A 25,493-nucleotide genomic window follows, 5' to 3' on the forward strand; every position below is an offset into this window, starting at 1 on the left:
GTTCGTGATGGGGGACTTCACCGGCGGGCTCGTGATCGCCCTGCTCCTGTTCCTCCTCTTCATCGGTGCCTGCTTGTTCCTGTCGATGTGGGCCAGCCCCGACCTCCGCGTCGGGGACGAGTTCTTCCGCGTCAGCGAGAACAACCGCCTCAGCACCCGCATGACCGGATTCGCCTACTCCGGCGACATCGCGAACGCCGCCGCCGTCATGTACCTCGTCGGGGTCGTCGCCGTGGCCGGCGGGGACGGCCTGATCGTCGCCCTGGCCGCGGCCCTGTCACCGCTGCTGATGCGGCAGTGGCTGGCGAAGCGCCTCGCGGGCGTCGGCGGACGCTCGTTCGGCGAGACCGTCGCCCGCCATCTGCCGCCGGGGCCCGGCCGCCGCGCCGCCGGTTTCGCCATGCTGACCGCTACGGTGCCGCTGCTGACCGCCCAGTTCCAGCCGCTGGGCGACACGGCCCAGATGGTCGGCATCACCGACCTCGGGACCCGGCAGCTGCTCATCGTGCTCCTGGGCGCGCTGATCGTCTCCTGCGCGGCGATCGGCGCCACCCGCGGGGCGACCGTGCTGCAAATGGCCAAGATGGCCGGTCTGGTGGTCATCGCCCCGCTCCTCAGCCTGTTGGTCCTGGTCAGGTTCGGCGGAAGCTTCGGAGCGATCTTCGACGCCGCCGACCGGCACCGGTCAGGTTCGGCCGGCTATCTGGCGCTGGGCCAGCTCTTCGGCGACGGCCCCATCGGCTTCATCGACCTCGCCGCTTTCTGCCTCTGCGTGCTGACCGGCGCGGCCTTCATGCCGTACCTCATCGCACGCTTCACCGACGCCCCGAAGCCTGCCGACGCACGCCGCGTCGCGGGCGTCGGCTTCGCCGTCATCGCCCCCATGTGCGCCATGGCCGCCCTCATCGGCTTCGGCGCGGCGGCCCTCGTGCCCGAGAAGAAGCTGGTCGCGCAGGGGCAGTTCGGCGGGAACATCATCGCCCGCCTCGCCATCGCCCTGGACGGAGGCGAGGACGGGCTCGGCAAGTGGCTGCTGTTCGTCCTCTGCGCCACCTTCCTGATGGTCCTCGCCGCTGCCGCCGTCCTCCTGCTCTCCGCTGCCGCCTCCGTCGTCCGCGACCTCAGCGCGGGCGGTGCGGTGACCAAGCCGGGGGGACTCAAGGCCGACGGCACGAAGAGCGTCAGCGCGGGCCGCGCCCGTCTCACCATGGTCGCCATCGGCGGCGTGAGCATTCTGCTCGCCGCCCTCACCCCCGATGTCAGCCCGCAGTTCTGGCTGATCCTGTCGTACACGATGACGACCTCGGCGGTCCTCCCGCTCGTCATCCACGGGCTGCGCAGCGACCGCCCCATGTCCGCGGCGGCCATGAAGCGCTGCGTCTACGGAAGCACGGCGGCGGTCCTGCTCGTCACGTTCTTCTCCCCCTCGGTCTCGGGCACCCCGTACGCGCTCTTCCCCGGCCTGGACTGGAACTTCTGGCCGTTCCACTCCTCCGTGCTCGTGGGCGCCCCCGTCGGCTTCCTGCTCGCCCGGCCGTGGCGCGGTGACCGCCCGACGCGGGGCGCCGCGGCGGCCAGGGACCGGGCCGAGGCCCCCTACCCCACCAGGGCCGGCTGACCGCTCCGCCCGGCGCGGTTCACGACGTGATGTCCTTCGCCGTGAACCGCGCCCACGCCGCCGAGCCGAACACCGCCGCGTACAGGGCCTGTAGTTCGAGGTTCTTCACCACGTCGTCCCAGTACACCGGTGCGCGCATCAGGTCGGCGAAGGACAGCCACTGGTGCGAGAACAGGTAGGGCTGGATCGCGTGCAGCTGCGGGATCTGGTCGAGGATCTGGACCGTGATCAGCAGGCCCACCGTCGTCGCCATCGCCGCGATGCCGCTGCCGGTGAGCGTCGAGACGAAGAGCCCGACGGCCGCGATGCCGACCAGGGACGCCGCGACCACGAGCGCGATCAGGAACGCCCGCCACAGCCCTTCGCCGTAACCGATCCGCGTGCCGGAGATGGTGACCACGTCGCCGAGCGGGAACAGCAGCAGCCCGGTCAGGAGCGCGGAGACCGCCACCACCAGCGTCGCCAGCAGGCAGAAGGCGAGCACGGTCGCGTATTTGGTGAGCAGCAGGCGGGTCCGGCCCGCGGGCGCGACCAGCAGATAGCGCAGCGTCCCGGCGTTCGCCTCGCCCGCCACGGCGTCGCCCGCGATGACGCCGACCGACATGGGCAGGAAGAACGGGAGTGTCGCGGCGAGCGCGGTGAACACCAGGAACAGGCCGTTGTTCGTGATCTGGGCGATGAACGCGGGACCGCCGCCCCCACCGCCGCCGGCCGCCCCGTCCCCGCTCGTCTCGATCTTCACGGCGACACCGATCAGGATCGGCACGCCGGCGAGGACCGCGAGCAGCGCGAGCGTGCGCCAGCGGCGCAGGGTCACGGTCAGCTCGCTGCGCAGCAGGCCGAGGGTCCACAGGGGGTTCGTCGGCGCCGCGCCGGGCGTTTCGGCCCGCGCCGTCGTTTCAGCCCGCGACATCGAAGCCCTCCCCCGTCAGCGCGACGAACGCGTCCTCCAGCGAGGCCCGCTCGACGCCGAATCCCCGTACGCGTACGCCCGCGGTGACCAGTGCCGCGTTCAGCTCCGCCAAGTCCGTTCCGGGAGGCGGCGGTTCGGCCGTGACCCGGTCCTCCTCCGTGTCGAGGACGGTGAGCCCGTGCTCCTTCAGGACGCGGGCGGCGTCGGCCGGGTCGGGGGTGGTGACGGCGAGCTTTCCGCGCACCCCGGAGGCCAGTTCGGCGACCGGCCCCTGGGTGAGGAGGCGGCCCCTCGCCATCACCGCGGCGTGCGTGCAGACCTGCTCGATCTCGTCGAGGAGGTGCGAGGACAGGAAGATGGTGGTGCCGTCGGAGGCCAACTCCCGCACCAGGCTTCTGATTTCGCGCATGCCCTGCGGGTCGAGGCCGTTCGTCGGCTCGTCGAGGACGAGCAGCCGGCGCGGCGTCAGCAGGGCGGCGGCGAGGCCGAGCCGCTGCTTCATACCGAGCGAGTACGCCTTCGCCTTCTTGCCCGCCGCGGCAGTCAGACCCACCCGGTCGAGCGCCTGCCCGACGCGCTCCTTGCGGGTGCGGGGGTCGGCGGTCGGGTCGGCGGAGTCGTAACGCAGCAGGTTGTCCCGGCCGGTGAGGAAGCCGTACAGGGCGGGCCCCTCGATCAGCGCGCCCACCTGCGGCAGCACGGTCCGCACCGCGCGGGGCATGGGACGGCCGAGGACCCGGGCGGCCCCCGAGGTCGGCTCGATCAGGCCCATCAGCATCCGGATGGTGGTCGTCTTCCCGGAGCCGTTCGGCCCGAGGAAGCCGAAGACGGCGCCCTGCGGGACGCTCAGGCTGAGTCCGTCGACGGCGAGCTGCCCGCCCCGGTACCGCTTGCTGAGCTCCCGTGTCTCGATGACCGGCTGCTCCTCCATGCCCCTCCCATGCCTGCGTACATACACCGACGTACAAACAGGTGAGGGGGCGGTACGCACCGCCCCCTCACCTCGAACTTCCGTGCCGTCAGCCCGCGTTGGCCGCCTTCACCAGCGCGTCCTTGGTGACCGCGCCGGCGTACGCCTTCCCGTCCTGGGTGACCAGTACGTTCACGAGGCGGGTCGAGTAGACGGTGCCGGAGCCGAACTCACCCTTCACCTGGTCGCCGAGCGAGCTCAGGAACTTCTGCGCGTCGGGCGGCATCTCGGCCGAGCCCTTGCCCGAGGCCAGGCCACCGGCCTCGTTCGGGAGCTTCAGCTCGGCGATCGAGGTCCAGCCCTTGCCGATGACCTTCAGGTCGTCGAGCCCGCCGGCCTTCAGGTCGCCGGCCTTCAGGTCCTCTGGCTTGGCGACGCCCTCGTGCCGCGGCGCCTTCTTCATCTCGTCCGCCTCGGTGACCTTCATGCCCTTGGAAGGCTTGAAATCGAAGGTGGAGGCGGCCGGCTTCGCGAAGTCGACCTTGGTGAAGCCCGCGTCGACGACGGCCGCGCCGCCGCCCGCCGGGGTCAGCGAGAACTTCAGCGGCGTACCGGTCTTCGCGTCCACGGACACGGTGACCGCGCCGACCGTCGAACCGGACTGCTTCGGCTTGATCTGCAACCGGTACGCGTCCCGGCCCGCGACCTGCGAGGTGCCGTCGACCGCGAACGACGTGGTGTCGCCACCGGCCTTGAGGATCTCGTCCGTGAGCTCCTTCGGCGTGGCCGGAACGCCCTTCGGGGCCTTCTTCGCGTGCTCGCCCTGCTGCTGCTTCGCGTGGTACGCCTCGTCCGACTTGCTGTCGTAGGCCCACACGTCGTCGCCGTTGTGGATCACGCTGTACTCGGACGCGTCGTCGAGGACCGACAGCTTCTGCCGGTCCGCGCCGTCCGCCGCGACGCGCAGCGTGTGCGAGCCGGTGGCCAGCTCGGTCAGCTTCGACTGCGGGTCGGCCGAGGACTTGCCGCCCTCGTGTTCCCCGCCGCCCATCAGGCCGCCGCCCGCGGAGCCGCCGACCGAGGGCAGGCCCAGATCCGTCTGGATCTTCACGGTGCCGGAGAGCTGCTCGGTGTCCGACTTCGCGATCTTCTCGATGAGCTGCCGCGCGGTGATGTCGGGAAGGTTCGGGTCGCCCGAGCTGGCGAGCGCCGGAACGAGCCCGATCGTCGCCGCGGCCACCCCCACCACGGCGACGGGGACCGCGTAGCGCACGGCCTTGCGGCGGCGCGCGCCGCTCTCGCTGTCTTCGGATGCGTACGGTGCCATCTTCTTGCCCTACCTCCGTGATCGGCGGCGGCTTACCGTCCTGTGCACTCGTCCAGTCTGCGTCCACCCCGAGCCGCCATTCTCACCCGGATTGGTCTGGAGTGGTGTACCCAATCTGACCAAACCGGCCACAGGGAAGCGTCAGCCCCCGGGATCAACTCCGCGTACGCCTACGGGATGACACACCCCGGCCCCACCTAGGGGACGCCCCACCAAGCCCCTGCGTCGATCGAACAGCGGGGCCCGGGGCAGAGCCGCACATCAAGCCCCTGCGGCGATTGAGCAGCGGGGTCCGGGGCAGAGCCCCGAGACCGGCGGAGGTCAGCCCGCCCGATGCACCACCGCGTCGCACAACTCCCCGAGCGCCACCTTGGCCTGGCACTCCGCCAACGGCACAAGCGCCGCCCTCGCCTCCTCCGCGAAGCGAACCGTGTCACGCCGCGCCTGCTCCAACGCCGGATGCACCCGCAACCGCGCCACCGCATCGGCCAGCCGCGCGTCATCGCTCAGGTCCGAGTCGAGAAGCTCGACCAGCTCCCGGTCCTCGGCGAGACCGAGCCGCTCGGCCCTCTCACGCAGCCGCAGCACCGGCAGCGTGGCGATGCCCTCACGCAGATCCGTGCCGGGCGTCTTGCCGGACTCGTGCGAGTCGGAGGCGATGTCGAGGACGTCGTCGGCGAGCTGGAAGGCGACGCCGAGCCGCTCCCCGTACTGGGTGAGGACATCGACGACCGTCTCGTCCGCGCCGGACATCATCGCGCCGAACCGGCAGGCCACCGCGATGAGCGAGCCGGTCTTGCCGCTGAGCACGTCGAGGTAGTGGTCGACGGGGTCGCGCCCGTCGGCCGGGCCCGCCGTCTCCAGGATCTGGCCGGTGACGAGGCGCTCGAACGCCTCCGCCTGGATCCGGACGGCGTCGGGGCCGAGGTCGGCGAGGATGTGCGAGGCCCGCGCGAACAGGAAGTCGCCGGTGAGCACGGCCACCGAATTGCCCCAGCGCTGGTTGGCGCTCTGCACCCCGCGCCGCACGTCCGCCTCGTCCATCACGTCGTCGTGGTAGAGCGTCGCGAGATGCGTCAGCTCGACGACGACGGCGGAGGGCACGACGCCCGGTGCGTAGGGGTCACCGAACTGGGCCGCGAGGGTCACGAGCAGCGGCCTGAACCGCTTGCCCCCGGCGCGCACCAGGTGCCGGGCGGCCTCCGTGATGAAGGGAACCTCGCTCTTGGTGGCTTCGAGCAGTCCCTCCTCGACAGCCGCCAATCCGGCCTGGACATCGGCTTCGAGAGCCTGGTCCCGCACGCTAAGACCGAAAGTCCCGACGACGGTCACGAGTGGGTCTCCTGTCTGCTGACGATCACATGGCGAACTCGGTCGATCATTCGGTCGATGACACGGTTTGTCGATGTGTCGCTGCCATCACTCAAGTCAGCGTATCCGGTCGCGTTTCGATCACAGGTGGCGCCCGCCCGAACACCCTGGACCAGGCGGCTTCGCGACACCACCGGTATGTTCTTGATCAGCACAGACGACCTGGAGTACGCACTTTGTCCCGCACCGAGAACGACACGGGCAGCGCACCGCCCCCCGAGGACGACACGGCCTTCTTCGGCCAGCCGAGGGGGCTGCTGACGCTCTCCGGCCTGGAGGTCTGGGAACGTTTCTCGTTCCTCGGCATGCAGGCCATCCTCGTCCTGTACTTCGCCGACACCGTCGCGCACGGCGGCATGGGCATGGACCCCGGCAACGCGGCCTCGGTCTCGGCGGCGTACGGCACGCTCGTCTACCTCGTCTCGGTGGCGGGCGGCTGGCTCGCCGACCGGATCCTCGGCTCGTACCGCGCCGTCCTGTGGGGCGGCATCCTCATCGCCTGCGGACATTACTCGATGGCGGTGCCGACACCCACGATGACGTGGGTCGGACTCGGCCTGATCAGTGCCGGTACGGGCCTGCTCAAGCCGAATGTCGCCTCGATGGTCGGCAAGCTGTACCGGACCGACGACGAGCGCCGCGACGCCGGCTTCGCGCTCTACTACATGGGCATCAACATCGGCGCGTTCGCGGGCCCGCTGATCACCGGCTGGCTCGGCGACCACAAGGGCTGGCACTGGGGCTTCTCCGCGGCCGCGATCGGCATGACGTTCGGCCTTATCCAGTACGTCGCGGGCCGCCGTCACCTGGCCGGGCGCACGGAGGCCGCCGAGTACGCGCTGCCGCCCGAGGGGATGCGCCGGGCTGTGCGGCTGATGATCGTGGGCGCCGTCGTGGTGGCCGCGGTCGCGGTGGCCCTGGCCCTCGCCGGGTGGCTGACCATGGGCCGCTTCGTCGACGTCCTCACGTACATCTCGGTGATCGCGCCGATCGTGTACTTCGTGGTGATGTTCAAGAGCCCGCGGGTCACGGCGGAGGAACGCGGCCGGCTCAAGCCGTATCTGGTCCTCTTCATCGCCTCGGTCGCCTTCAACTTCATCCTGTTCCAGGCGTACTCGACGATGATGCTGCTCGCCGCGTCGAACGCCGAGACGACCATCCTCGGCTTCGAGTTCCCCGCCAGCTGGTACGCCTCCGCGCTCGGCGCCTTCGAGGTGGCCCTCGCGCCCGTCGTGGCCGCCGTCTGGGCGCGGATGGGCCCGCGCCAGCCGCACGCCTCCAACAAGATCGCGATCGGCGTGGTCCTGGGCGGCCTGTCGTTCCTGCTGATGGCCCTGCCGACCTCGGGCCACAGCGACGACACGTACAAGATGGCCGTCTGGTGGATCGTCGGCTCGTATCTGCTGCTCGGGCTCGGCGACATCCTCGTCGAGACGTCGGGCATGTCGGCGACGACCAAGCTCGCGCCGCAGGCCTTCGCCAGCCAAACCATGGCCCTGTGGTTCCTCTCGCTCGCACTCGCGAACGGGATCCAGGCCCAGGTCGTCAAGCTCTACGGCGAGGTCTCCAACCCCGCCTACTTCGGCGTCAACGGCGCGATCGCGGTCGCGGTCGGTGTCGCCGTGATCGCCCTGGCGCCGTGGCTGCGCCGCACCATGCACCCCGTTCACTGAGGTTCTCCCATGACGACGACTCCCACCATCAGGACCGAGTTCCCCTTCGGAACGGTCCGCGAGGACATCCGCGTACCCCTCTCCGACGGGACGACGCTCTTCGCCCGCGTGTGGCGCCCGGTGACCGAGGAACCGGTGCCCGTCCTCCTCGAATACCTCCCGTACCGGCTCTCCGACTGGACGGCGCCGCGCGACTGGCAGCGGCACCCCTGGTACGCGGGTCATGGCTACGCCTCCGTGCGCGTCGACGTGCGCGGACACGGCAACAGTGAGGGGATGCCGACCGACGAGTACTCCGAGACGGAGCTCGCCGACGGCGTCGAGGTCGTGAACTGGCTGGCCGCTCAGCCCTGGTCGTCCGGCAAGGTCGGCATGTTCGGCATCTCCTGGGGCGGCTTCAACTCCCTCCAGATCGCGGCCCTGGCCCCCGAGCCACTGAAGGCGATCATCACCGTCTGCTCGGCGGACGACCGCTACGACAACGACGTGCACTACATGGGCGGCTCCGTGCTCGCCGTGGACATGCACGCGTGGGCGGCGACGATGCTCGCGTTCGTGTCCCGGCCGCCGGACCCGCAGTTCGTGGGCGAGGGGTGGAAGGACATGTGGACGAAGCGGCTCGACGCCGTCGACCCGTTCATCCACACGTGGCTCGACCACCAGACCCGCGACGACTACTGGCGGCACGGCAGCGTCTGCGAGGACTACTCCGCGATCAAGGCGGCCGTGCTCGCGGTCGGCGGCTGGCACGACCCGTACCGGGACACGGTGCTGCGCCTCGCCGAGCACCTCCCGGACGAGCGGATGCGCGGCATCATCGGCCCCTGGTCGCACCAGTACCCGGACCGCGGCCTGCCGCCGGGCCCGGCCATCGGCTTCCTCCAGGAGACGCTGCGCTGGTGGGACCACTGGCTGAAGGGCGACGACACAGGGGTGATGGCCGAGCCGAAGCTCCGCTCCTGGATCAGCGACTCGCACCCGCCGGCCACCGTCTACGACCAACTGCCGGGCCGCTGGGTCGGCGACCCGTCGTGGCCCTCGCCGAACGTCGCCCCCGCCTCGTACGCGCTCCAGGGCCCGCCCCAGATCGTGCGTTCACCGCAGCACACGGGCGTGGACGCGGGCCGCTTCTTCCCGTTCGGGAACGACGCGGACCTGCCGCCCGACCAGCGCGAGGAGGACGCGAAGTCGGCGTGCTTCGAGTTCGAGGTGCCGCAGGAGGTACGGGTCCTCGGCCGGCCGCGCGTGACGCTGCGGCTGACGTGCCCGGTGGAACGCGGGCAGGTCGTGGCGCGGGTGTGCGACGTGGCACCGGACGGCTCCTCGACACTCGTGACGCGGGGCGTGCTGAACCTGTCGTCGCGGCACGGCCGTTCCAAGAACGTGCCGTGGGAGCCGGACGCCACGGAGGACGTCACCTTCGAGCTGAACGGCATCGGCCACGCCTTCCCGGCCGGCCACCGCATCCGGCTCGCGGTCTCGTCCGCGTACTGGCCGTGGATCTGGCCGCAGGCCGGTTCGGAGGCCGGGTTCACGCTCGACCCGGTGGGCAGCACGCTGGAACTGCCGGTGCGCGGCGCCGAGTCGGGCGGCGAGATCACCTTCGGCGCCCCCGAGCAGTCCGAACCCCTGGGCGTCGTCTACCCGGAGACGCTGGAGGGGCCGCGGCCCGAGCGCCTCGTCGTACGGGACGTGGCCAAGGGCGAATGGCGCCTGGAGGTCGACCCGCGCTACGGCGGCACGCGCCTGTACCCGGACGGCCTGGAGTTCACCGAGGACGCGCTCGAGACGTACGTCATCAACGAGTCCGACCCGCTGTCCGCCCGCACCCGCTCCGACTGGACGATCCGCCTGCACCGCCCTGACACGGGCTGGGACGCCCACGTGGAAACCCGCTCCGAGATCACCTGCACGGCCGACGAGTTCCTCACGTCGAGCGAGGTGGTGTGCCGCGACGGCGACGAGGTCCTCTTCCACCGCACCTGGGAACACCGCATCCCCCGCACGGCAGGCTGACCCTCCATCGACCCCGACTTGGTCAAGCCCACCAGCGCCTGGTGGGCTTGACCAAGCTCGTCAGCGGCGGGTGAGCAAATATCAAGCCCCTGCGGCGATTGAGCAGCGGGGTCCGGGGCGGAGCCCCGTGACGTGGGACCGGTTCACCGGAACAGCCGCTCCAGGACCACCGCAACCCCGTCCTCCTCGTTCGACGACGTCACCTCGTCGGCGACAGCCCTGAGCTCCGGATGCGCGTTGGCCACCGCCACCCCGCACCCCGCCCACACGAACATCGGCACATCGTTCGGCATATCGCCGAAGGCAACCGTGTCGGCGGCCCCGGCGCCAAGCCGCTCCGCGGCGAGGCTCAACCCGGTCGCCTTGGTGACACCACGCGGCTGCAACTCGACCGTCCCGGGCCCGGACATGGTGACGGTGGCGAGCGGCCCCACCGCGGCTCTCGCCACCGCCGCCAACTCGTCGTCGGACAGGGACGGGTGGCGCAGCAGCACCTTGCTGATGGGCCGGTCCCACAGCGCGGCCCGCCCCCGCACCCGTACGGCGGGCAGCGTCGGATGCGGCATGAGGTAGCCGGGCTCGATGAGCGTGAGGCCCTCCACCCCGTCCTGGTCGACGGCCGCGTACACCTGTCCGACCTCGGCCTCGATCTTGCCGAGGGCCTGCTCGGCGAGGTCCCGGTCGATCGTGAGCGACCACAGCAGCCGGTCCCGCACCCCGTCGTACAGCTGCGCCCCCTGCGCGCACACGGCGAGCCCGCTCCCGCCGAGGTCGTCGAGGATCGGCTTCACGCGGGGCGCGGGCCGCCCCGTCACCACGATGTGCCGGGCGCCCGCGGCGACGGCCGCCGCCAGGGCGTCGCGGGTCCGGTCGGAGACCGTGTCGTCGCCGCGCAGCAGCGTGCCGTCCAGGTCAGTGGCGATGAGTGCATATGCGGGTGCGGACATGATCCGAAGAATACGGACCGGCCGCCCCCTCGACCCGTCGCGTACCGGCCGCCCTGGCGAGGTTCGGCCGGTCACGACGTGGTCGTGTCATCTGTACGGGTTACGCCCCTGCGCGGTCAACCGGGTTGAACGCCGCGGTAGTTGCAGGCAGCACCCGTCACGCGTGGGACGCCAGATGCGCGGCGAGCCGGGGCGAGGCGAACTCCGTACCGCAGACGAAGCGCATGACCGGCCCGTACGAGGACCCGCCCAGCATGCCCGTGAAGTACAGGCCCGGGACGGACGAGACGTAGCCGGCGCCGAGCCGCGGCGTGCCCCGGCTGGTGGCGAGCCGCGTGCGCAGCCCCTCCCCCAGGAACGGCATCGCCGCCAGGTCCACCCGGTATCCGGTCGCCGCGATGACGTGGTCGGCCGACAGATCGTCGGAGCGGCCGCCGAGCGTCCGCACGCTCAGGACGGGCGCGCCCTGTGACACCGTCACGCGCTCGATCCCCGCGACGTCGCGCACCGCGACCTTGCCCTCGAACCGCTCCTTCAGCCACCACGCGCCCAGCGGCCCGAGCACCCTCCTGACCAGGAAGTGCCGTGCCTGTGGCGGGAGATGGCGGTACGGGTGCGGGTAGTACGTGAGCGCGTAGAGCGACCACGCGTTGCCGAACGGGGTCTCCGGGCGGAACTTCGGCTGGTTCCACGGTGGCGCCCCGAAGCGCACCCGGCCCTTGCCGCGCGCGACCACCTTCACGCTCGCGCCCGCCTCCGCCGCGAGCGCCGCCGTCTCCAGGGCGGACTGGCCCGCGCCGACGACGATCAGCTCCTTACCGGCGAACCGGGTCAGGTCGTGGTGCTGCGCGCTGTGCGAGACAGGGCCCGTGGGGGCGGGTCCGTCCGGCACGGCCGCGGCGAACTCCCCCGGCAGATGCTCCAGGCCGGACAGGCCGGTGGCGACGACCACCGCCCGCGCCGTGAACTGCTCGCCCGAGTCCAGCTTCAGCTCGAAGCCCTCGCGGCCGCGCCGGTCCACGGAGACGACCCGGACCCGCTCGAGCTCGGGCACCAGCTTCTTCTGGAACCAGTCTCCGTACGCCACGAACGTGTCGGCGGATATCAGGTCCTCGTCCGTGACGAGCCGCTTGATCCCTGCCGCGTCGCAGTAGTCGACCAGTTTGTGTCCGCGCTGCGGCGCGTCGATGTTCGACGCGGACGGCACGGACTTGAGGATCATGCCTTCGGGCATGTGCGAGCGCCAGCTCACCATGGGTTCCCCGAAGACCCTGACGGGTATGCCGCGCGCCCTCAAGTGGGCGGCGGTGGACAGGCCGTAGGGGCCCGCACCTATGACTGCTACCGGATGATTCACGAAGCCCCTCCCCAGGACGACGTCATGCCATCTGCTTCGCCTGCTTCGGTCAGGTCCGGCCGCCGCGTCCGCCGCCCGAACCGGTACTGCCGCCGCGGCGGCCTGCCCGCCACAGCTGGTACAGATGCTTCGCCCCGGGCCGTACGAGCCGGGCGAGCATCGTGAAGCACGGCCGCGGATCGTCGGCCGCCCACCACGCAAGCTCCGTGCCGCTCGCGCGGGACGGGGCGTGCGGGGTCGTATAGCCGCTGCGCCGGTACGCCAGCAGGGCCGGCAGGTCGATGTTCTCGACGACGTAGCGGTGTCCCGCCCGCTGTTCCCCCTCCGGAACGGTGCGGCCGGTGAGTGCGAGGTGCATGGCACGGACGACGTCGACGCCCGCCTCGTTCTCGAAGAGGCGGAACTGGGCGCCCATCCGCGGATTGAAGTCGAGCAGCTTGTACTGTCCGTCGCGCCGGTCGAAGCGCAGATCGAGGTCGATGATTCCGGTGAAGCCGATCTGTTTGATGAAACGTGCGGCGACGTCCGCGAGTTCCGGATTGTCGACGACATACGCGTTCGCCGTCATGCCCGCGTGCGGCGGCCAGGAGCGGACCTTGACGCCGGTGAACATCGCGAGCGGTGTGGAGTCCTGGTCGAAGTACGCGTGCACGATCCAGTCCTCGGCGTCCTCGCGCGGCAGATACTCCTGGAGGATCACGCCGGGCTTCTCGCCCCAGTCAAGGGCGAGTTGACGCAGCGCCTCGGGGGTCGCGATCCTCGTGGTCCCGTTGACCGCGGGCCGCGAGCGCCGCGTGAACGCCTCCCGGTTCTTCGCCACGACCGGGAATCGGGCCTTCACCGCGAACTCCTCGATGTCCGCGTACGAATCCGGGAACGCGGCCGTCGGCGACGGGATGCCGTGCTCCACGCACAGTTCGTGCAGGCCCTGCTTGCTCGCGAGACGGCGCGGCAACTCCCGCTCCACGCGCGGGAAGAGAAAGCCCGCGGCGGCGAGCGGGTCCTGGTGCTCGGCGATCAGGACCGCCGCCTCCTCGTCCGTCGGGATCAGCACCGTCGGCCGGCCGATCCCGCGGGCGACGCGCAGCAGACCGTCGACGAGCCGCTCCGGCTCCTCCGTCCCCGTCGTACGCCACGGGAAGGCCCGGCGGAGATAGCGCGAGGCAGCCGCGGGTGTGTAGCGGTCCTCGGTGATCGCGTACATCGGCACGCCGAGGCGACCCAGGCTGCGGATCGCGCCGACCCCTCCGTGATGCAGCGGGTAGTCGCCGAACTTCACGATCAGGCCCGGGACATCACGGTCCACGGCGAACGGCACGCCTCCAGCGCCGCCGACACTCCCGGTGCTCCCGGCCACGGGTCCCCCCACGTGTCCCCCCTCGGACCCGGACCTTGAATACGGGGTCCAGCCCCGTCCGTGCCCACCGGACATTGACGCTAAGCCGGAACCCACCACTCCATCAACGGGTCATTCGGACATTGCGAACTCTTTAGGCACTGCCGCGAACCCGCGCCTCCCACGTAACGTGTGGCGCACCCGAATGGAAAGTGAGGCCCGCAGGCATGGCACCCGCAGCCACCTCCGCGTCCGAGACCCCCTCCGAGCACACCCCGCTCGACCGTCTCGACCCACTCGACCTTCCCGAAGGCCACCCCTTCGGCCCGCACAACCTTCCGTACGGAGTCTTCTCCCTCACCGACGACGCCTCGGGCGGCGAGCGCTCGGTGGGCGTCCGGATAGGGGATCACGTCCTGGACGCGGGCGCCGCCGCCGCGGCCCTCGGCTCCCCCTACGTCACGGTCCTGGCCCGCCCGAGCCTCAACTCCCTGCTGGCGGCGGGCCGTACGACCTGGTCGGACGTGCGCCGCGCCCTGACGGCGTGGGTCACCGTCCCGGCCCACCGCGAGGTCGTCCGCCCCTTCCTGCACCCCCTCTCCTCGGTCACCCTGCACCTGCCGTTCGAGGTCGCGGACTACGTCGACTTCTACGCGTCCGAGAACCACGCCTCGAACCTCGGCCGCCTCTTCCGTCCCGACGAGGAGCCCCTGAAGCCCAACTGGAAGCATCTGCCGGTGGGTTACCACGGGCGCTCCGGCACGGTCGTCGTCTCGGGCACGGACGTGGTGCGCCCCTCGGGCCAGCGCAAGGCCCCGGCGGACCCGGCCCCGGTCTTCGGCCCGTCCGTCCGCCTCGACATCGAGACGGAGGTCGGCTACGTGGTCGGCGTCCCGTCGCGGCAGGGCACCCCGGTCCCGCTGTCCTCCTACCGGGACCACGTCTTCGGCCTCTGCCTCCTCAACGACTGGTCGGCGCGGGACATCCAGAACTGGGAGACGGTGCCGCTCGGCCCGCACCTCGGCAAGTCGTTCGCCACGTCGATCTCCGCGTGGATCACGCCACTTGAGGCCCTGGACGCGGCCCGCGTGGGCCCGCCGGAGCGGACGGTGCCGCTGCTGCCGTACCTGGACGACAGCGACCCCGAGGCGACCGCCAACCCGGCCGGCTACGACCTGCGCATCACGGTCACCCTCAACGGCCAGGTCATCTCCGAGCCCCCCTTCTCCGGCATGTACTGGACGGGCGCCCAGATGCTCGCCCATATGACGGTCAACGGCGCCTCCCTGCGCACCGGCGACCTCTACGGCTCAGGCACGATCAGCGGCACGGAGGACAACGAGCGCGGCTCCCTGATCGAGATCACCTGGAACGGGCAGCAGCCGCTGGACCTCCCCGACGGCAAGCGCGGCTTCCTGGAGGACGGCGACGTGGTCACCCTCTCCGCCTGGGCCCCCGGCCCGGACGGAGCGAGGGTCCAACTGGGCGAGGTCACTGGCCGGATCGTGCCATCGGCACTCTGAGCCTCGCCGGCGATTGAGGCGCGGGGTCCGGGGCAGAGCCCCGTGACCGCAACCCCGTCCTACCAGTCGACATCCTCCGGCACCGGCTCGCCCTCGGGCGGCGGCTCCTGGCCCACATAGTCGGGCCAGGGCTCGTCGCCCCGCCCTGCCCCGGAGGACGGCGCCACCCCGGTAGGGGCCTCACCCCGCAAACCCGCCAAAACCCCAAGCACGCCCTCTCCCCACGTCGCCAGCTTCTTCTCTCCGACCCCGCCGATCGTGCCCAACTGGGCGAGGGACGTTGGCTGTTGCAGCGCGATCTCGCTGAGCGTCGCGTTCTGGAAGATGACGTACGCCGGCACCCCGTGCTCCTTCGCCTGCGCCCCGCGCCAGGCCCGCAGCGCCTCGAAGACCGGCGCCACCTCCGCCGGCAGCTCGACGGCGGGCGTCTTGGCCTTGCGCTCACGGGCCGCCGCCGCACGCGGCGCCGGCTTCGGCTCCTTGCGCAGCCGCACCTCCCGCTGCCGCCCGAGCACGGTGCCGCTCTCCTCGGTGAGCACCAGCGTCCCGTACTCGCCCTCGACCGCGATGAGTCCCTGCGCCAGCAACTGCCGCACCACGCCCCGCCATTCGGCCTCGGCCAGCTCCTCGCCGATCCCGAAGACGGAGAGCTGGTCGTGGTCGAACTGGATGACCTTGGCGCTGCGCTTGCCCAGCAGGATGTCGATGATCTGGCCCGCGCCGAACTTCTGCCGCCGCTCCCTCTCCAGCCGCACCACGGTCGACAGGATCTTCTGCGCGGCGACCGTGCCGTCCCACGTCTCGGGCGGCGACAGGCACGTGTCGCAGTTGCCGCAGGACTCGGCGCCCTCCTGCCCGAAGTACGTGAGCAGCTGGGCCCGGCGGCACTGCGCCGTCTCGCACAGCGCGAGCATCGAGTCCAGGTGGGCGGAGGCGCGGCGCCGGAACGCCTCGTCGCCCTCCCCCATGTTGATCAGCTTCCGCTGCTGCACCACGTCCTGCAGCCCGTACGCCATCCAGGCCGTCGACGGCAGCCCGTCGCGCCCGGCGCGGCCGGTCTCCTGGTAGTAGCCCTCGACGGACTTCGGCAGGTCGAGGTGGGCGACGAACCGTACGTCCGGCTTGTCGATGCCCATGCCGAACGCGATGGTCGCGCAGACGACGAGGCCGTCCTCGCGCAGGAACCGCGACTGGTGCCTCGCGCGCGTGCCCGCGTCCAGGCCCGCGTGGTACGGGACCGCCTCGATCCCGTTCTTACTGAGGAACTCGGCGGTCGCCTCCACGGACTTGCGGGACAGGCAGTAGACGATGCCCGCGTCGCCCTCGTGCTCCTGCTTGAGGAAGGACAGCAGCTGCTTCTTCGGGTCGTTCTTGCCGACGATCCGGTACTGGATGTTGGGCCGGTCGAAGCTCGCCACGAAGTGCTTGGCGTCCGGCATGCCGAGGCGCTCGGTGATCTCCTGGTGCGTGGCGTGCGTCGCCGTCGCGGTCAGGGCGATGCGCGGCACGTCGGGCCAGTGCTGACCGAGCACGGACAGGGTCAGGTAGTCGGGGCGGAAGTCGTGGCCCCACTGCGCCACACAGTGCGCCTCGTCGATCGCGAAGAGGGAGATCTTGCCTCGGGAGAGCAGGCCGAGCGTGGAGTCGAGGCGCAGCCGCTCCGGCGCCAGGTAGAGCAGGTCGAGCTCGCCCGCGAGGAACTCGGCCTCCACGAGGCGGCGCTCCTCGAAGTCCTGCGTCGAGTTCATGAACCCGGCGCGCACGCCGAGCGCCCGCAGCGCGTCCACCTGGTCCTGCATGAGCGCGATCAGGGGCGACACGACGATCCCCGTGCCCGCTCTGACCAGCGCCGGGATCTGGTAGCAGAGCGACTTGCCGCCACCGGTCGGCATGAGTACGACGGCATCCCCGCCGCCCACCACGTGATCGATGATCGCTTCCTGCTCGCCGCGGAAAGCGTCGTACCCGAAGACCCGATGGAGCGTGGCCAGCGCCTCGCTCCCGGTCACCTCGCTCATAACCTGTGTCCCGTCCATCGCCCTGCCCCCGTGCGTCCAGCTCGTCTCGACTTCTCCAGTAACGATAGGGGTCCGGACTGACACCCCGGAAAGTTATCCACAGGTTGGGGGTCGCGCCCCGCTTCCTCCGCGCTCCCCATACGCGCGAGAGCCCGGCCCCACCAAGGGACCGGGCTCCCACGAAGAACACGACGACTGCGCCGCCGCCGCTATCGCACGAACACTCCCGCCTGGCTCGCCAGGTCCAGGAAGTACTGCGGCGCGAGGCCCAGCACGATCGTGACGGCCACGCCCACCCCGATCGTCGTCATGGTCAGCGGCGACGGCACGGCCACGGTCGGCCCGTCCGCCTTCGGCTCGCTGAAGAACATGAGGACGATCACGCGGATGTAGAAGAACGCGGCGATCGCGGAGGACACGACACCGACCACGACGAGCGCGCCCGCACCGCCCTCGGCCGCCGCCTTGAACACGGCGAACTTGCCCGCGAACCCGGAGGTCAGCGGGATACCGGCGAACGCGAGCAGGAACACCGCGAAGACCGCCGCCACCAGCGGCGACCTGCGCCCGAGGCCCGCCCACTTCGACAGGTGCGTCGCCTCGCCCCCCGCGTCGCGCACCAGCGTCACCACGGCGAAGGCGCCGATGGTCACGAAGGAGTACGCGGCCAGGTAGAAGAGGACGGACGAGACGCCGTCGGGTGTCGTCGCGATGACACCGGCCAGGATGAAGCCGGCGTGCGCGATCGACGAGTACGCGAGGAGCCGCTTGATGTCGGTCTGCGTGATCGCGACGATCGCGCCGGCCAGCATCGTGACGATGGCGACGGCCCACATGACCGGCCGCCAGTCCCAGCGCATCCCCGGCAGCACGACGTAGAGCAGCCGCAGCAGCGCGCCGAAGGCCGCGACCTTCGTGGCCGCCGCCATGAACCCGGTCACCGGTGTCGGCGCGCCCTGGTACACGTCCGGCGTCCACATGTGGAACGGGACGGCACCGACCTTGAACAGCAGGCCCATGACGACGAGCGCCATGCCGATGAGCAGCAGCGCGTCGTTGCCCATGGTGTCGGCGAGGGCCGGGTCCACGTTCTGGATCGAGCCGTCGACGACGCTCGCGATCGTGGCGTACGAGACGGAGCCCGCGTAGCCGTACAGGAGCGCGATGCCGAACAGGGTGAAGGCGGACGCGAAGGCGCCGAGCAGGAAGTACTTGACCGCGGCCTCCTGCGACATGAGCCGCTTGCGGCGGGCCACGGCGCACAGCAGGTACAGCGGGAGCGAGAAGACCTCCAGGGCGATGAACAGCGTCAGCAGGTCGTTCGCCGCGGGGAAGACCAGCATGCCGCTGATCGCGAAGAGCGCCAGCGGGAACACCTCGGTGGTGGTGAACCCGGCCTTTATGGCCGCCTTTTCGCTGTCGCTGCCGGGCACGGAGGCGGCCTGCGCGGCGAACGAGTCAACGCGGTTGCCGTGTGCCTCCGGGTCGAGCCGCCGCTCGGCGAACGTGAAGATCGCGACAAGGCCGGACAGCAGGATGACCCCTTGCAGGAACAGCGCCGGGCCGTCGACGGCGATCGCGCCCATGGCCGCGATGTGCGCCTTCGTCGTCCCGTACCCGCCGGCCGCGAGCCCCACGACCGCCGCGAAGGCGGCCGCGAGGGCGACGACGGCGAGGAACACCTGCACGTAGTAGCGGGACCGGCGCGGCACCAGGGCCTCGACCAGGATCCCCACGACGGCGGCACCGAGGACGATCAAGGTCGGGGACAATTGCCCGTATTCGATCTTCGGTGCGTCGATCTTCGAGATCGGGTCGGCGGCAGTTGTCCACAGACTGTGGACGGCTGACGTAGTCACTTGTGAGCCGCCTCCACTTCCGGCTTCGGGTCCTTCTTGTGGACGTCGGACAGGGTGTGCTTGACCGCCGGGTTCACCAGCTCGGTGAGCGGCTTCGGGTAGACGCCCAGGAAGATCAGTACGCCGATCAGCGGGACCACGACCGCGAGCTCACGCACTCGCAGATCGCCGATGCCCTCGGTCGACGGCTTCACCGGGCCCGTCATGGTGCGCTGGTAGAGGACCAGCGTGTAGAGCGCGGCGAGCACGATGCCGACGGTGGCGATGATGCCGATCACCGGGTAACGCGTGAACGTGCCGACCAGGACCAGGAATTCGCTCACGAAGGGCGCGAGGCCCGGCAGCGAGAGTGTGGCGAGGCTGCCGATCAGGAACGTGCCGGCGAGCACCGGGGCGACCTTCTGCACGCCTCCGTAGTCCGCGATGAGCCGCGAGCCGCGCCGCGAGATCAGGAAGCCGGCGACCAGCATCAGCGCCGCCGTCGAGATCCCGTGGTTGACCATGTAGAGCGTCGCCCCGGACTGGCCCTGGCTGGTCATCGCGAAGATGCCCATGATGATGAAGCCGAAGTGCGAGATCGACGCGTAGGCGACAAGGCGCTTGATGTCGCGCTGGCCGACCGCGACCAGCGCCCCGTAGACGATGCTGATCAGGGCGAGCACCAGGATCACCGGCGTCGCCCACTTGCTCGCCTCCGGGAACAGCTGGAGGCAGAAGCGGAGCATCGCGAACGTGCCGACCTTGTCGACAACTGCCGTGATCAGTACGGCGACCGGGGCGGTGGCCTCCCCCATCGCGTTCGGCAGCCACGTGTGCAGCGGCCACAGCGGGGCCTTCACCGCGAAGGCGAAGAAGAAGCCCAGGAAGAGCAGCCGCTCGGTGTTGGTCGCCATGTCGAGCGAGCCACTGGCCCGCGCGGCGGCGATCTCCTGGAGCGAGAAGCTCCCCGCCACCACGTAGAGGCCGATGACGGCCGCCAGCATGATGAGGCCGCCGACCAGGTTGTAGAGGAGGAACTTGACGGCCGCGTACGAACGTTGGGTCGCGGCCTCCTTCTCGCCGTGCGGACCCGCCCGGTCCCCGAAGCCGCCGATGAGGAAGTACATCGGGATGAGCATGGCTTCGAAGAAGATGTAGAACACGAAGACGTCGGTGGCCTCGAAGGAGATGATCACCATCGCCTCGACGAGGAGGATCAGGGCGAAGAAGCCCTGGGTCGGCCGCCACCGTGTGTTGCCGGTCTCCTGCGGGTCGGCGTCGTGCCAGCCCGCGAGGATCACGAACGGGATCAGCAGCGCAGTGAGCGCGATCAGCGCCACCGCGATGCCGTCCACACCCAGTTCGTAGCGGACCCCGAAGTCCTTGATCCACGCGTGGGATTCGGTGAGTTGGAAGCGTCCGCCGCCCGGGTCGAAGCGGACCGCGACCACCGCCGCGAGCACCAGGGTGGCGAGCGAGAACAGCAGCGCGAGCCACTTGGCCGCGGTGCGCTGCTTCGCCGGCACGGCGGCCGTGGCGATCGCGCCCACGGCCGGCAGTACCGCCGTCGCTGTCAGCAGAGGAAAGGACATCGGTATCAGACCGCCCTCATCAGCAGGGTCACCGCGGCGATGACCGCCGCGCCGCCGAACATCGAGACGGCGTACGAGCGCACGTAGCCGTTCTGGAGTTTGCGCAGCCGACCGGAGAGGCCGCCGACCGAGGCCGCCGTCCCGTTGACCACCCCGTCGACCAAAGTGTGGTCGACGTATACGAGGGAGCGCGTCAGGTGCTCGCCGCCGCGCACCAGGACGACGTGGTTGAAGTCGTCCTGGAGCAGGTCACGCCTCGCGGCGCGGGTGAGCAGCGAGCCGCGCGGGGCGACGGCCGGGACCTCGCGGCGCCCGTACTGGACCCAGGCGAGACCCACACCGATCACCAGGCACACCATGGTGGCTCCGGTGACCACGCCCGCGCTGATGGGCGCGTGCCCGTGGCTGTGCCCGGTGACGGGCTCCAGCCAGTGCAGGAAGCGGTCCCCGATGGAGAAGAAGCCACCGGCGAAGACCGAGCCGACCGCCAGCACGATCATCGGGATCGTCATGGAGGACGGGGACTCGTGCGGGTGCGGTTCATGGCCCTCCGCATCGGGCTGCCAGCGCTTCTCGCCGAAGAAGGTCATGATCATCACGCGGGTCATGTAGAACGCGGTGATGGCCGCGCCGAGGAGGGCGACGGAGCCGAGGATCCAGCCCTCGGAGCCGCCCTTCGCGAACGCCGCCTCGATGATCTTGTCCTTGGAGAAGAAGCCGGACAGGCCGGGGAAGCCGATGATGGCGAGATACCCGAGGCCGAACGTCACGAAGGTGACCGGCATGTACTTGCGCAGGCCGCCGAACCTCCGCATGTCGACCTCGTCGTTCATGCCGTGCATGACCGAACCGGCGCCGAGGAACAGGCCCGCCTTGAAGAAGCCGTGCGTGACCAGGTGCATGATCGCGAACACGTAGCCGATGGGGCCGAGGCCCGCGGCGAGGATCATGTAGCCGATCTGCGACATCGTCGAACCCGCGAGGGCCTTCTTGATGTCGTCCTTCGCGCAACCGACGATCGCACCGAACAGCAGCGTGACCGCGCCGACGATGGTGACGACGAGCTGCGCGTCCGGCGCCCCGTTGAAGATCGCGCCGGAGCGGACGATCAGGTAGACGCCGGCGGTCACCATCGTCGCGGCGTGGATGAGGGCCGAGACCGGGGTCGGGCCCTCCATCGCGTCCCCGAGCCAGGACTGCAGCGGCACCTGGGCCGACTTGCCACAGGCGGCGAGCAGCAGCATCAGGCCGATCGCCGTGAGCTTGCCCTCGCTGGTGTCCCCGACGCCGCCGAGGACGTCCCCGAAGGTGAACGTCCCGAACGTCGTGAACATCAGCATGATGGCGATCGACAAGCCCATGTCGCCGACACGGTTGACCAGGAACGCCTTCTTGGCGGCCGTGGCCGCGCTCGGCTTGTGCTGCCAGAAGCCGATGAGCAGGTACGAGGCGAGGCCCACGCCCTCCCAGCCGACGTACAGCAGCAGGTAGTTGTCGGCGATGACCAGGAGGAGCATCGCCGCGACGAACAGGTTCAGGTAGCCGAAGAAGCGGCGGCGCCGCTCGTCGTGCTCCATGTAGCCGATCGAGTACAGGTGGATCAGCGTGCCCACACCGGAGATCAGCAGGACGAACGTCATCGACAGCTGGTCGAGATGGAAGCCGACGTCCGCCTGGAAGCCCTCGACGGGGATCCAGCTGAACAGGTGCTGGCTGAGCGTGCGGTCGTCGGGGCCCTTGCCGAGCATGTCGGAGAAGAGCACGACGGCGATCACGAAGGACACGGCCGCGAGCAGCGTGCCGAGCAGATGACCCACCCGGTCCAACGCCCGCCCGCCGCACAGCAGTACGGCCGCTCCGAGCAGTGGCGCCGCTACCAGCAGCGCAATCAGGTTCTCCACGTTATCTCCGACCCCTTACAGCTTCATCAGGCTGGCGTCGTCGACCGAGGCCGAGTGGCGGGAACGGAACAGCGACACGATGATCGCGAGCCCGACGACGACCTCCGCGGCGGCGACGACCATCGTGAAGAACGCGATGATCTGGCCGTCGAGATTGCCGTGCATACGGGAGAACGCGACGAACGCGAGGTTGCACGCGTTCAGCATCAGCTCGATGCACATGAACACGACGATCGCGTTCCGCCTGATGAGCACGCCGGTGGCGCCGATCGTGAACAACAGGGCGGCGAGATACAGGTAGTTGACCGGATTCACTTCGACGCCTCCTCGGCCCGCTCGGCGTCCGAGCGCTCCAGACGGTCGGCCGACCGCTGCTCCAGGGCCTTCAGATCGCTCATCGCCTCACCGGAGACGTCCCGGATCTGGCCGCGCTCGCGCAGTGTCCGCATGACCGTGAGCTCCGAGGGCGTGCCGTCGGGCAGCAGTCCCGCGATGTCCACCGCGTTGTGCCGGGCGTAGACACCCGGGGCGGGCAGCGGCGGGAGGTGCTTGCCCTCGCGCACCCGCTCCTGCGCCAACTCGCGCTGCGTCTTGGCCCGTTCGGTGCGCTCGCGGTGCGTGAGCACCATCGCGCCGACGGTGGCCGTGATCAGCAGGGCGCCGGTGATCTCGAAGGCGAAGACGTACTTGGTGAAGATGAGGGATGCGAGCCCCTCCACGTTCCCCCCGGCGTTCGCCTTGCCCAGTCCGTTGAACTGCTTCAGCGAGGCGTGGCCGATCCCCGCGATGAGCAGCACCCCGAAGCCGAGCCCGCACAGGGCGGCGAGCCAGCGCTGCCCCTTGATGGTCTCGGTGAGGGAGTCGGCCGCGGTGACGCCGACGAGCATGACCACGAAGAGGAACAGCATCATGATCGCGCCCGTGTAGACGACGATCTGCACGATGCCCAGGAAGTACGCCCCGTTGGCCAGGTAGAAGATCGCCAGGATGATCATGGTGCCGGCCAGACACAGGGCGCTGTGCACGGCCTTCTTCATCAGGATCGTGCACAGGGCGCCGATGACGGCGACCGTGCCGAGGACCCAGAACTGGAAGGCCTCGCCGGTGGAAGTGACCGATGCCGCGAGCTGCGCGCTCATACGTCCACCTCCTCTGCCTCTTCGGCGACCGCCTCGTCTGGCTTCTCGCCCTTGGAGACGGCCACTTGGCGCTCCGTGCCGGGCGCCGCCTCGGTGACGAGACCCCGGTAGTAGTCCTGCTCGTCCGTGCCGGGGAAGATCGAGTGCGGGCTGTCGACCATGCCCTCGTCGAGCCCGGCGAGCAGCTGCTCCTTGGTGTAGATGAGGTTGGCGCGGCTGCTGTCGGCCAGCTCGAACTCGTTCGTCATCGTCAGCGCGCGCGTGGGGCACGCCTCGATGCACAGTCCGCACAGAATGCAGCGGGCGTAGTTGATCTGGTAGACGCGGCCGTAGCGCTCGCCCGGTGAGTAGCGCTCCTCCTCCGTGTTGTCCGCGCCCTCCACGTAGATCGCGTCCGCGGGACAGGCCCAGGCGCACAACTCGCAGCCGATGCACTTCTCCAGGCCGTCCGGATGGCGGTTGAGCTGGTGCCTGCCGTGGAAGCGGGGAGCAGTGGTCTTCGGTTGCTCCGGGTACTGCTCGGTCAGCCGCTTCTTGAACATGGCCTTGAAGGTCACGCCGAAGCCGGCGACGGGGTTCTGGAACCCCGGCTCGGTGTCCTTCTGTCGGCCGGAGCTGCTCTCGTCAGCCATCGGACGCCTCCTTTCCTTCTCGAGATCCACCCAGCGACTCGTCACTCTGAGTATCGGGGCCACCACTGACAATCAGCTCCCGCTCCCGGCGGGACCGCCTGCGCGGCACGGGCGGCAGGGTCTGTCCGGGCAGCGGCGGCACGGGGAATCCGCCCGCCATCGGGTCGAAGGCGACGGGCTCTTCCGCGGCCTCCCGCTGCTTGGCCCCGCGGTCGCGGAAGATGTCCACGACGAACGACAGGAGCAGGATCACAAGGATCGCGGCGCCGACGTACAGGGCGATGGAGGCGAAGTCGTAGTTCTCGTTGCGCAGCGTCCGCACGGTCGCCACCAGCATCAGCCACACCACGGAGACCGGGATGAGGACCTTCCAGCCGAGCTTCATCAGCTGGTCGTAGCGCACGCGTGGGAGCGTGCCGCGCAGCCAGATGAAGCCGAACAGCAGCACCTGGACCTTGATGACGAACCAGAGCATCGGCCACCAGCCGTGGTTCGCGCCCTCCCAGAACGTGGAGATCGGCCACGGTGCGCGCCAGCCGCCCAGGAAGAGCGTCACCGACACCGCCGAGACCGTCACCATGTTCACGTACTCGGCGAGCATGAACATCGCGAACTTGATGGACGAGTACTCGGTGTTGAAGCCGCCGACGAGGTCGCCCTCGGACTCCGGCATGTCGAACGGCGCGCGGTTCGTCTCGCCGACCATCGTCACGATGTAGATCAGGAACGAGACGGGCAGCAGGACGATGTACCAGCGGTCGTGCTGCTGGGCGACGATCTCCGAGGTCGACATCGAGCCCGAGTACAGGAACACCGAGGCGAACGCGGCACCCATCGCGATCTCGTACGAGATCATCTGCGCGCAGGACCGCAGGCCGCCGAGCAGCGGGTACGTCGACCCGGACGACCAGCCCGCGAGGACGATGCCGTAGATGCCGACGGAGGCGACCGCGAGGATGTAGAGCATCGCGATCGGCAGGTCGGTGAGCTGCATCGTCGTACGGTGGCCGAAGATCGAGATCTCGTTGCCCGACGGGCCGAACGGGATCACGGCGATCGCCATGAAGGCGGGGATCGCGGCGACGACCGGCGCAAGGATGTAGACCACCTTGTCCGCGCGCTTGACGATCACGTCTTCCTTGAGCATCAGCTTGATGCCGTCGGCGAGCGACTGGAGCATGCCCCAGGGGCCGTGCCGGTTCGGGCCGATGCGCAGTTGCATCCAGGCGACGACCTTGCGCTCCCACACGATGGAGAACAGCACGGTCACCATCAGGAAGGCGAAGCAGAAGACCGCCTTGACGACGACGAGCCACCAGGGGTCGCGGCCGAACATGGAGAGGTCTTCAAGAGCCAGTGGGCTCAATGTCGTCGGGCTCAGT

At 70.0% G+C, this 25,493-nt stretch carries 19 protein-coding genes; 4 read left to right on the forward strand and 15 right to left on the reverse strand.

Annotated elements, in window-relative coordinates; all coding sequences use genetic code 11:
• Positions 1-7: 7 nt before the first annotated feature.
• A complete protein-coding gene (locus ACP4E5_RS20375; RefSeq protein ID WP_425830709.1) occupies positions 8-1,618 on the forward strand; it encodes an SLC5/6 family protein in 1,611 nt (536 codons plus the stop codon).
• Positions 1,619-1,637: 19 nt separating this feature from the next.
• On the opposite strand, the gene ACP4E5_RS20380 is transcribed toward ACP4E5_RS20375, so the two are convergent.
• The 4 genes from ACP4E5_RS20380 to ACP4E5_RS20395 all read right to left on the reverse strand — a co-directional run bounded on the left by ACP4E5_RS20380 (position 1,638) and on the right by ACP4E5_RS20395 (position 6,100).
• Positions 1,638-2,531 (reverse strand): ABC transporter permease, encoded by an 894-nt coding sequence (locus ACP4E5_RS20380; protein WP_425830711.1) that lies wholly within the window; start codon positions 2,529-2,531, stop codon positions 1,638-1,640.
• Complete coding sequence (locus ACP4E5_RS20385) at positions 2,518-3,462, reverse strand: ATP-binding cassette domain-containing protein (RefSeq protein WP_425830713.1); 945 nt, start codon at positions 3,460-3,462, stop codon at positions 2,518-2,520. The genes ACP4E5_RS20380 and ACP4E5_RS20385 overlap by 14 nt, the downstream gene beginning before the upstream one ends.
• A gap of 88 nt (positions 3,463-3,550) precedes the next feature.
• Positions 3,551-4,768 (reverse strand): LolA family protein, encoded by a 1,218-nt coding sequence (locus ACP4E5_RS20390; protein ID WP_425830715.1) that lies wholly within the window; start codon positions 4,766-4,768, stop codon positions 3,551-3,553.
• Positions 4,769-5,089: 321 nt separating this feature from the next.
• Complete coding sequence (locus tag ACP4E5_RS20395; RefSeq protein WP_425830717.1) at positions 5,090-6,100, reverse strand: polyprenyl synthetase family protein; 1,011 nt, start codon at positions 6,098-6,100, stop codon at positions 5,090-5,092.
• A 215-nt stretch (positions 6,101-6,315) separates the two neighbouring features.
• On the opposite strand from ACP4E5_RS20395, the gene ACP4E5_RS20400 reads away from it, so the two are divergent.
• Together ACP4E5_RS20400 and ACP4E5_RS20405 are read left to right on the forward strand one after the other, a co-directional pair.
• Positions 6,316-7,812, forward strand: a complete 1,497-nt coding sequence (locus ACP4E5_RS20400) for a peptide MFS transporter (RefSeq protein ID WP_425830719.1) — start codon at positions 6,316-6,318, stop codon at positions 7,810-7,812.
• Positions 7,813-7,821: 9 nt separating this feature from the next.
• Complete coding sequence (locus tag ACP4E5_RS20405; protein WP_425830721.1) at positions 7,822-9,828, forward strand: CocE/NonD family hydrolase; 2,007 nt, start codon at positions 7,822-7,824, stop codon at positions 9,826-9,828.
• 143 nt (positions 9,829-9,971) lie between these two features.
• Here the strand turns inward: ACP4E5_RS20405 and ACP4E5_RS20410 are convergent, their stop codons facing one another.
• From ACP4E5_RS20410 to ACP4E5_RS20420, 3 genes are all read right to left on the reverse strand, one after another.
• A complete protein-coding gene (locus ACP4E5_RS20410; RefSeq protein ID WP_425830723.1) occupies positions 9,972-10,775 on the reverse strand; it encodes an HAD family hydrolase in 804 nt (267 codons plus the stop codon).
• A 157-nt stretch (positions 10,776-10,932) separates the two neighbouring features.
• Entirely contained in the window at positions 10,933-12,132 is a 1,200-nt protein-coding gene (locus ACP4E5_RS20415; protein ID WP_425830725.1) for an FAD-dependent oxidoreductase, read from the reverse strand.
• Positions 12,133-12,181: 49 nt separating this feature from the next.
• Positions 12,182-13,450: a carboxylate--amine ligase gene (locus tag ACP4E5_RS20420; RefSeq protein WP_425830727.1), complete on the reverse strand. Its 1,269-nt coding sequence runs from the start codon at positions 13,448-13,450 to the stop codon at positions 12,182-12,184.
• Positions 13,451-13,695: 245 nt separating this feature from the next.
• On the opposite strand from ACP4E5_RS20420, the gene fahA reads away from it, so the two are divergent.
• Positions 13,696-14,991, forward strand: coding sequence for a fumarylacetoacetase (gene fahA / locus ACP4E5_RS20425; RefSeq protein WP_425830729.1), 1,296 nt, complete (start codon positions 13,696-13,698; stop codon positions 14,989-14,991).
• A 59-nt stretch (positions 14,992-15,050) separates the two neighbouring features.
• Here fahA and recQ read toward each other — a convergent pair whose 3' ends face one another.
• From recQ to nuoH, 8 genes are all read right to left on the reverse strand, one after another.
• On the reverse strand, positions 15,051-17,009 hold the full coding sequence (recQ, locus tag ACP4E5_RS20430; RefSeq protein ID WP_425830731.1) for a DNA helicase RecQ: 1,959 nt from the start codon (positions 17,007-17,009) through the stop codon (positions 15,051-15,053).
• A gap of 209 nt (positions 17,010-17,218) precedes the next feature.
• The gene (gene nuoN / locus ACP4E5_RS20435; protein ID WP_425830733.1) at positions 17,219-18,868 is read right to left on the reverse strand and encodes an NADH-quinone oxidoreductase subunit NuoN; all 1,650 of its coding nucleotides are present in this window, start codon (positions 18,866-18,868) and stop codon (positions 17,219-17,221) included.
• On the reverse strand, positions 18,865-20,439 hold the full coding sequence (locus ACP4E5_RS20440; RefSeq protein ID WP_425830735.1) for an NADH-quinone oxidoreductase subunit M: 1,575 nt from the start codon (positions 20,437-20,439) through the stop codon (positions 18,865-18,867). The genes nuoN and ACP4E5_RS20440 overlap by 4 nt, the downstream gene beginning before the upstream one ends.
• Positions 20,440-20,444: 5 nt before the next feature.
• Positions 20,445-22,340 carry an NADH-quinone oxidoreductase subunit L gene (nuoL, locus tag ACP4E5_RS20445; protein ID WP_425830737.1) on the reverse strand — a complete coding sequence of 632 codons (1,896 nt, stop codon included), beginning with the start codon at positions 22,338-22,340 and terminating at the stop codon, positions 20,445-20,447.
• Between the two features lie 15 nt (positions 22,341-22,355).
• Positions 22,356-22,655, reverse strand: coding sequence for an NADH-quinone oxidoreductase subunit NuoK (gene nuoK, locus ACP4E5_RS20450; protein WP_003974374.1), 300 nt, complete (start codon positions 22,653-22,655; stop codon positions 22,356-22,358).
• A complete protein-coding gene (locus ACP4E5_RS20455; RefSeq protein ID WP_425830740.1) occupies positions 22,652-23,479 on the reverse strand; it encodes an NADH-quinone oxidoreductase subunit J in 828 nt (275 codons plus the stop codon). Before ACP4E5_RS20455 ends, nuoK begins: the two co-directional genes overlap by 4 nt.
• The gene (nuoI, locus tag ACP4E5_RS20460) at positions 23,476-24,111 is read right to left on the reverse strand and encodes an NADH-quinone oxidoreductase subunit NuoI (RefSeq protein ID WP_425830742.1); all 636 of its coding nucleotides are present in this window, start codon (positions 24,109-24,111) and stop codon (positions 23,476-23,478) included. The genes ACP4E5_RS20455 and nuoI overlap by 4 nt, the downstream gene beginning before the upstream one ends.
• A complete protein-coding gene (gene nuoH / locus ACP4E5_RS20465) occupies positions 24,104-25,477 on the reverse strand; it encodes an NADH-quinone oxidoreductase subunit NuoH (protein ID WP_425841493.1) in 1,374 nt (457 codons plus the stop codon). The genes nuoI and nuoH overlap by 8 nt, the downstream gene beginning before the upstream one ends.
• Positions 25,478-25,493 lie beyond the last annotated feature (16 nt).

Origin of the sequence: Streptomyces fractus, from assembly GCF_049844455.1 — a bacterium.
GTDB classification, from domain to species: domain Bacteria; phylum Actinomycetota; class Actinomycetes; order Streptomycetales; family Streptomycetaceae; genus Streptomyces; species Streptomyces fractus.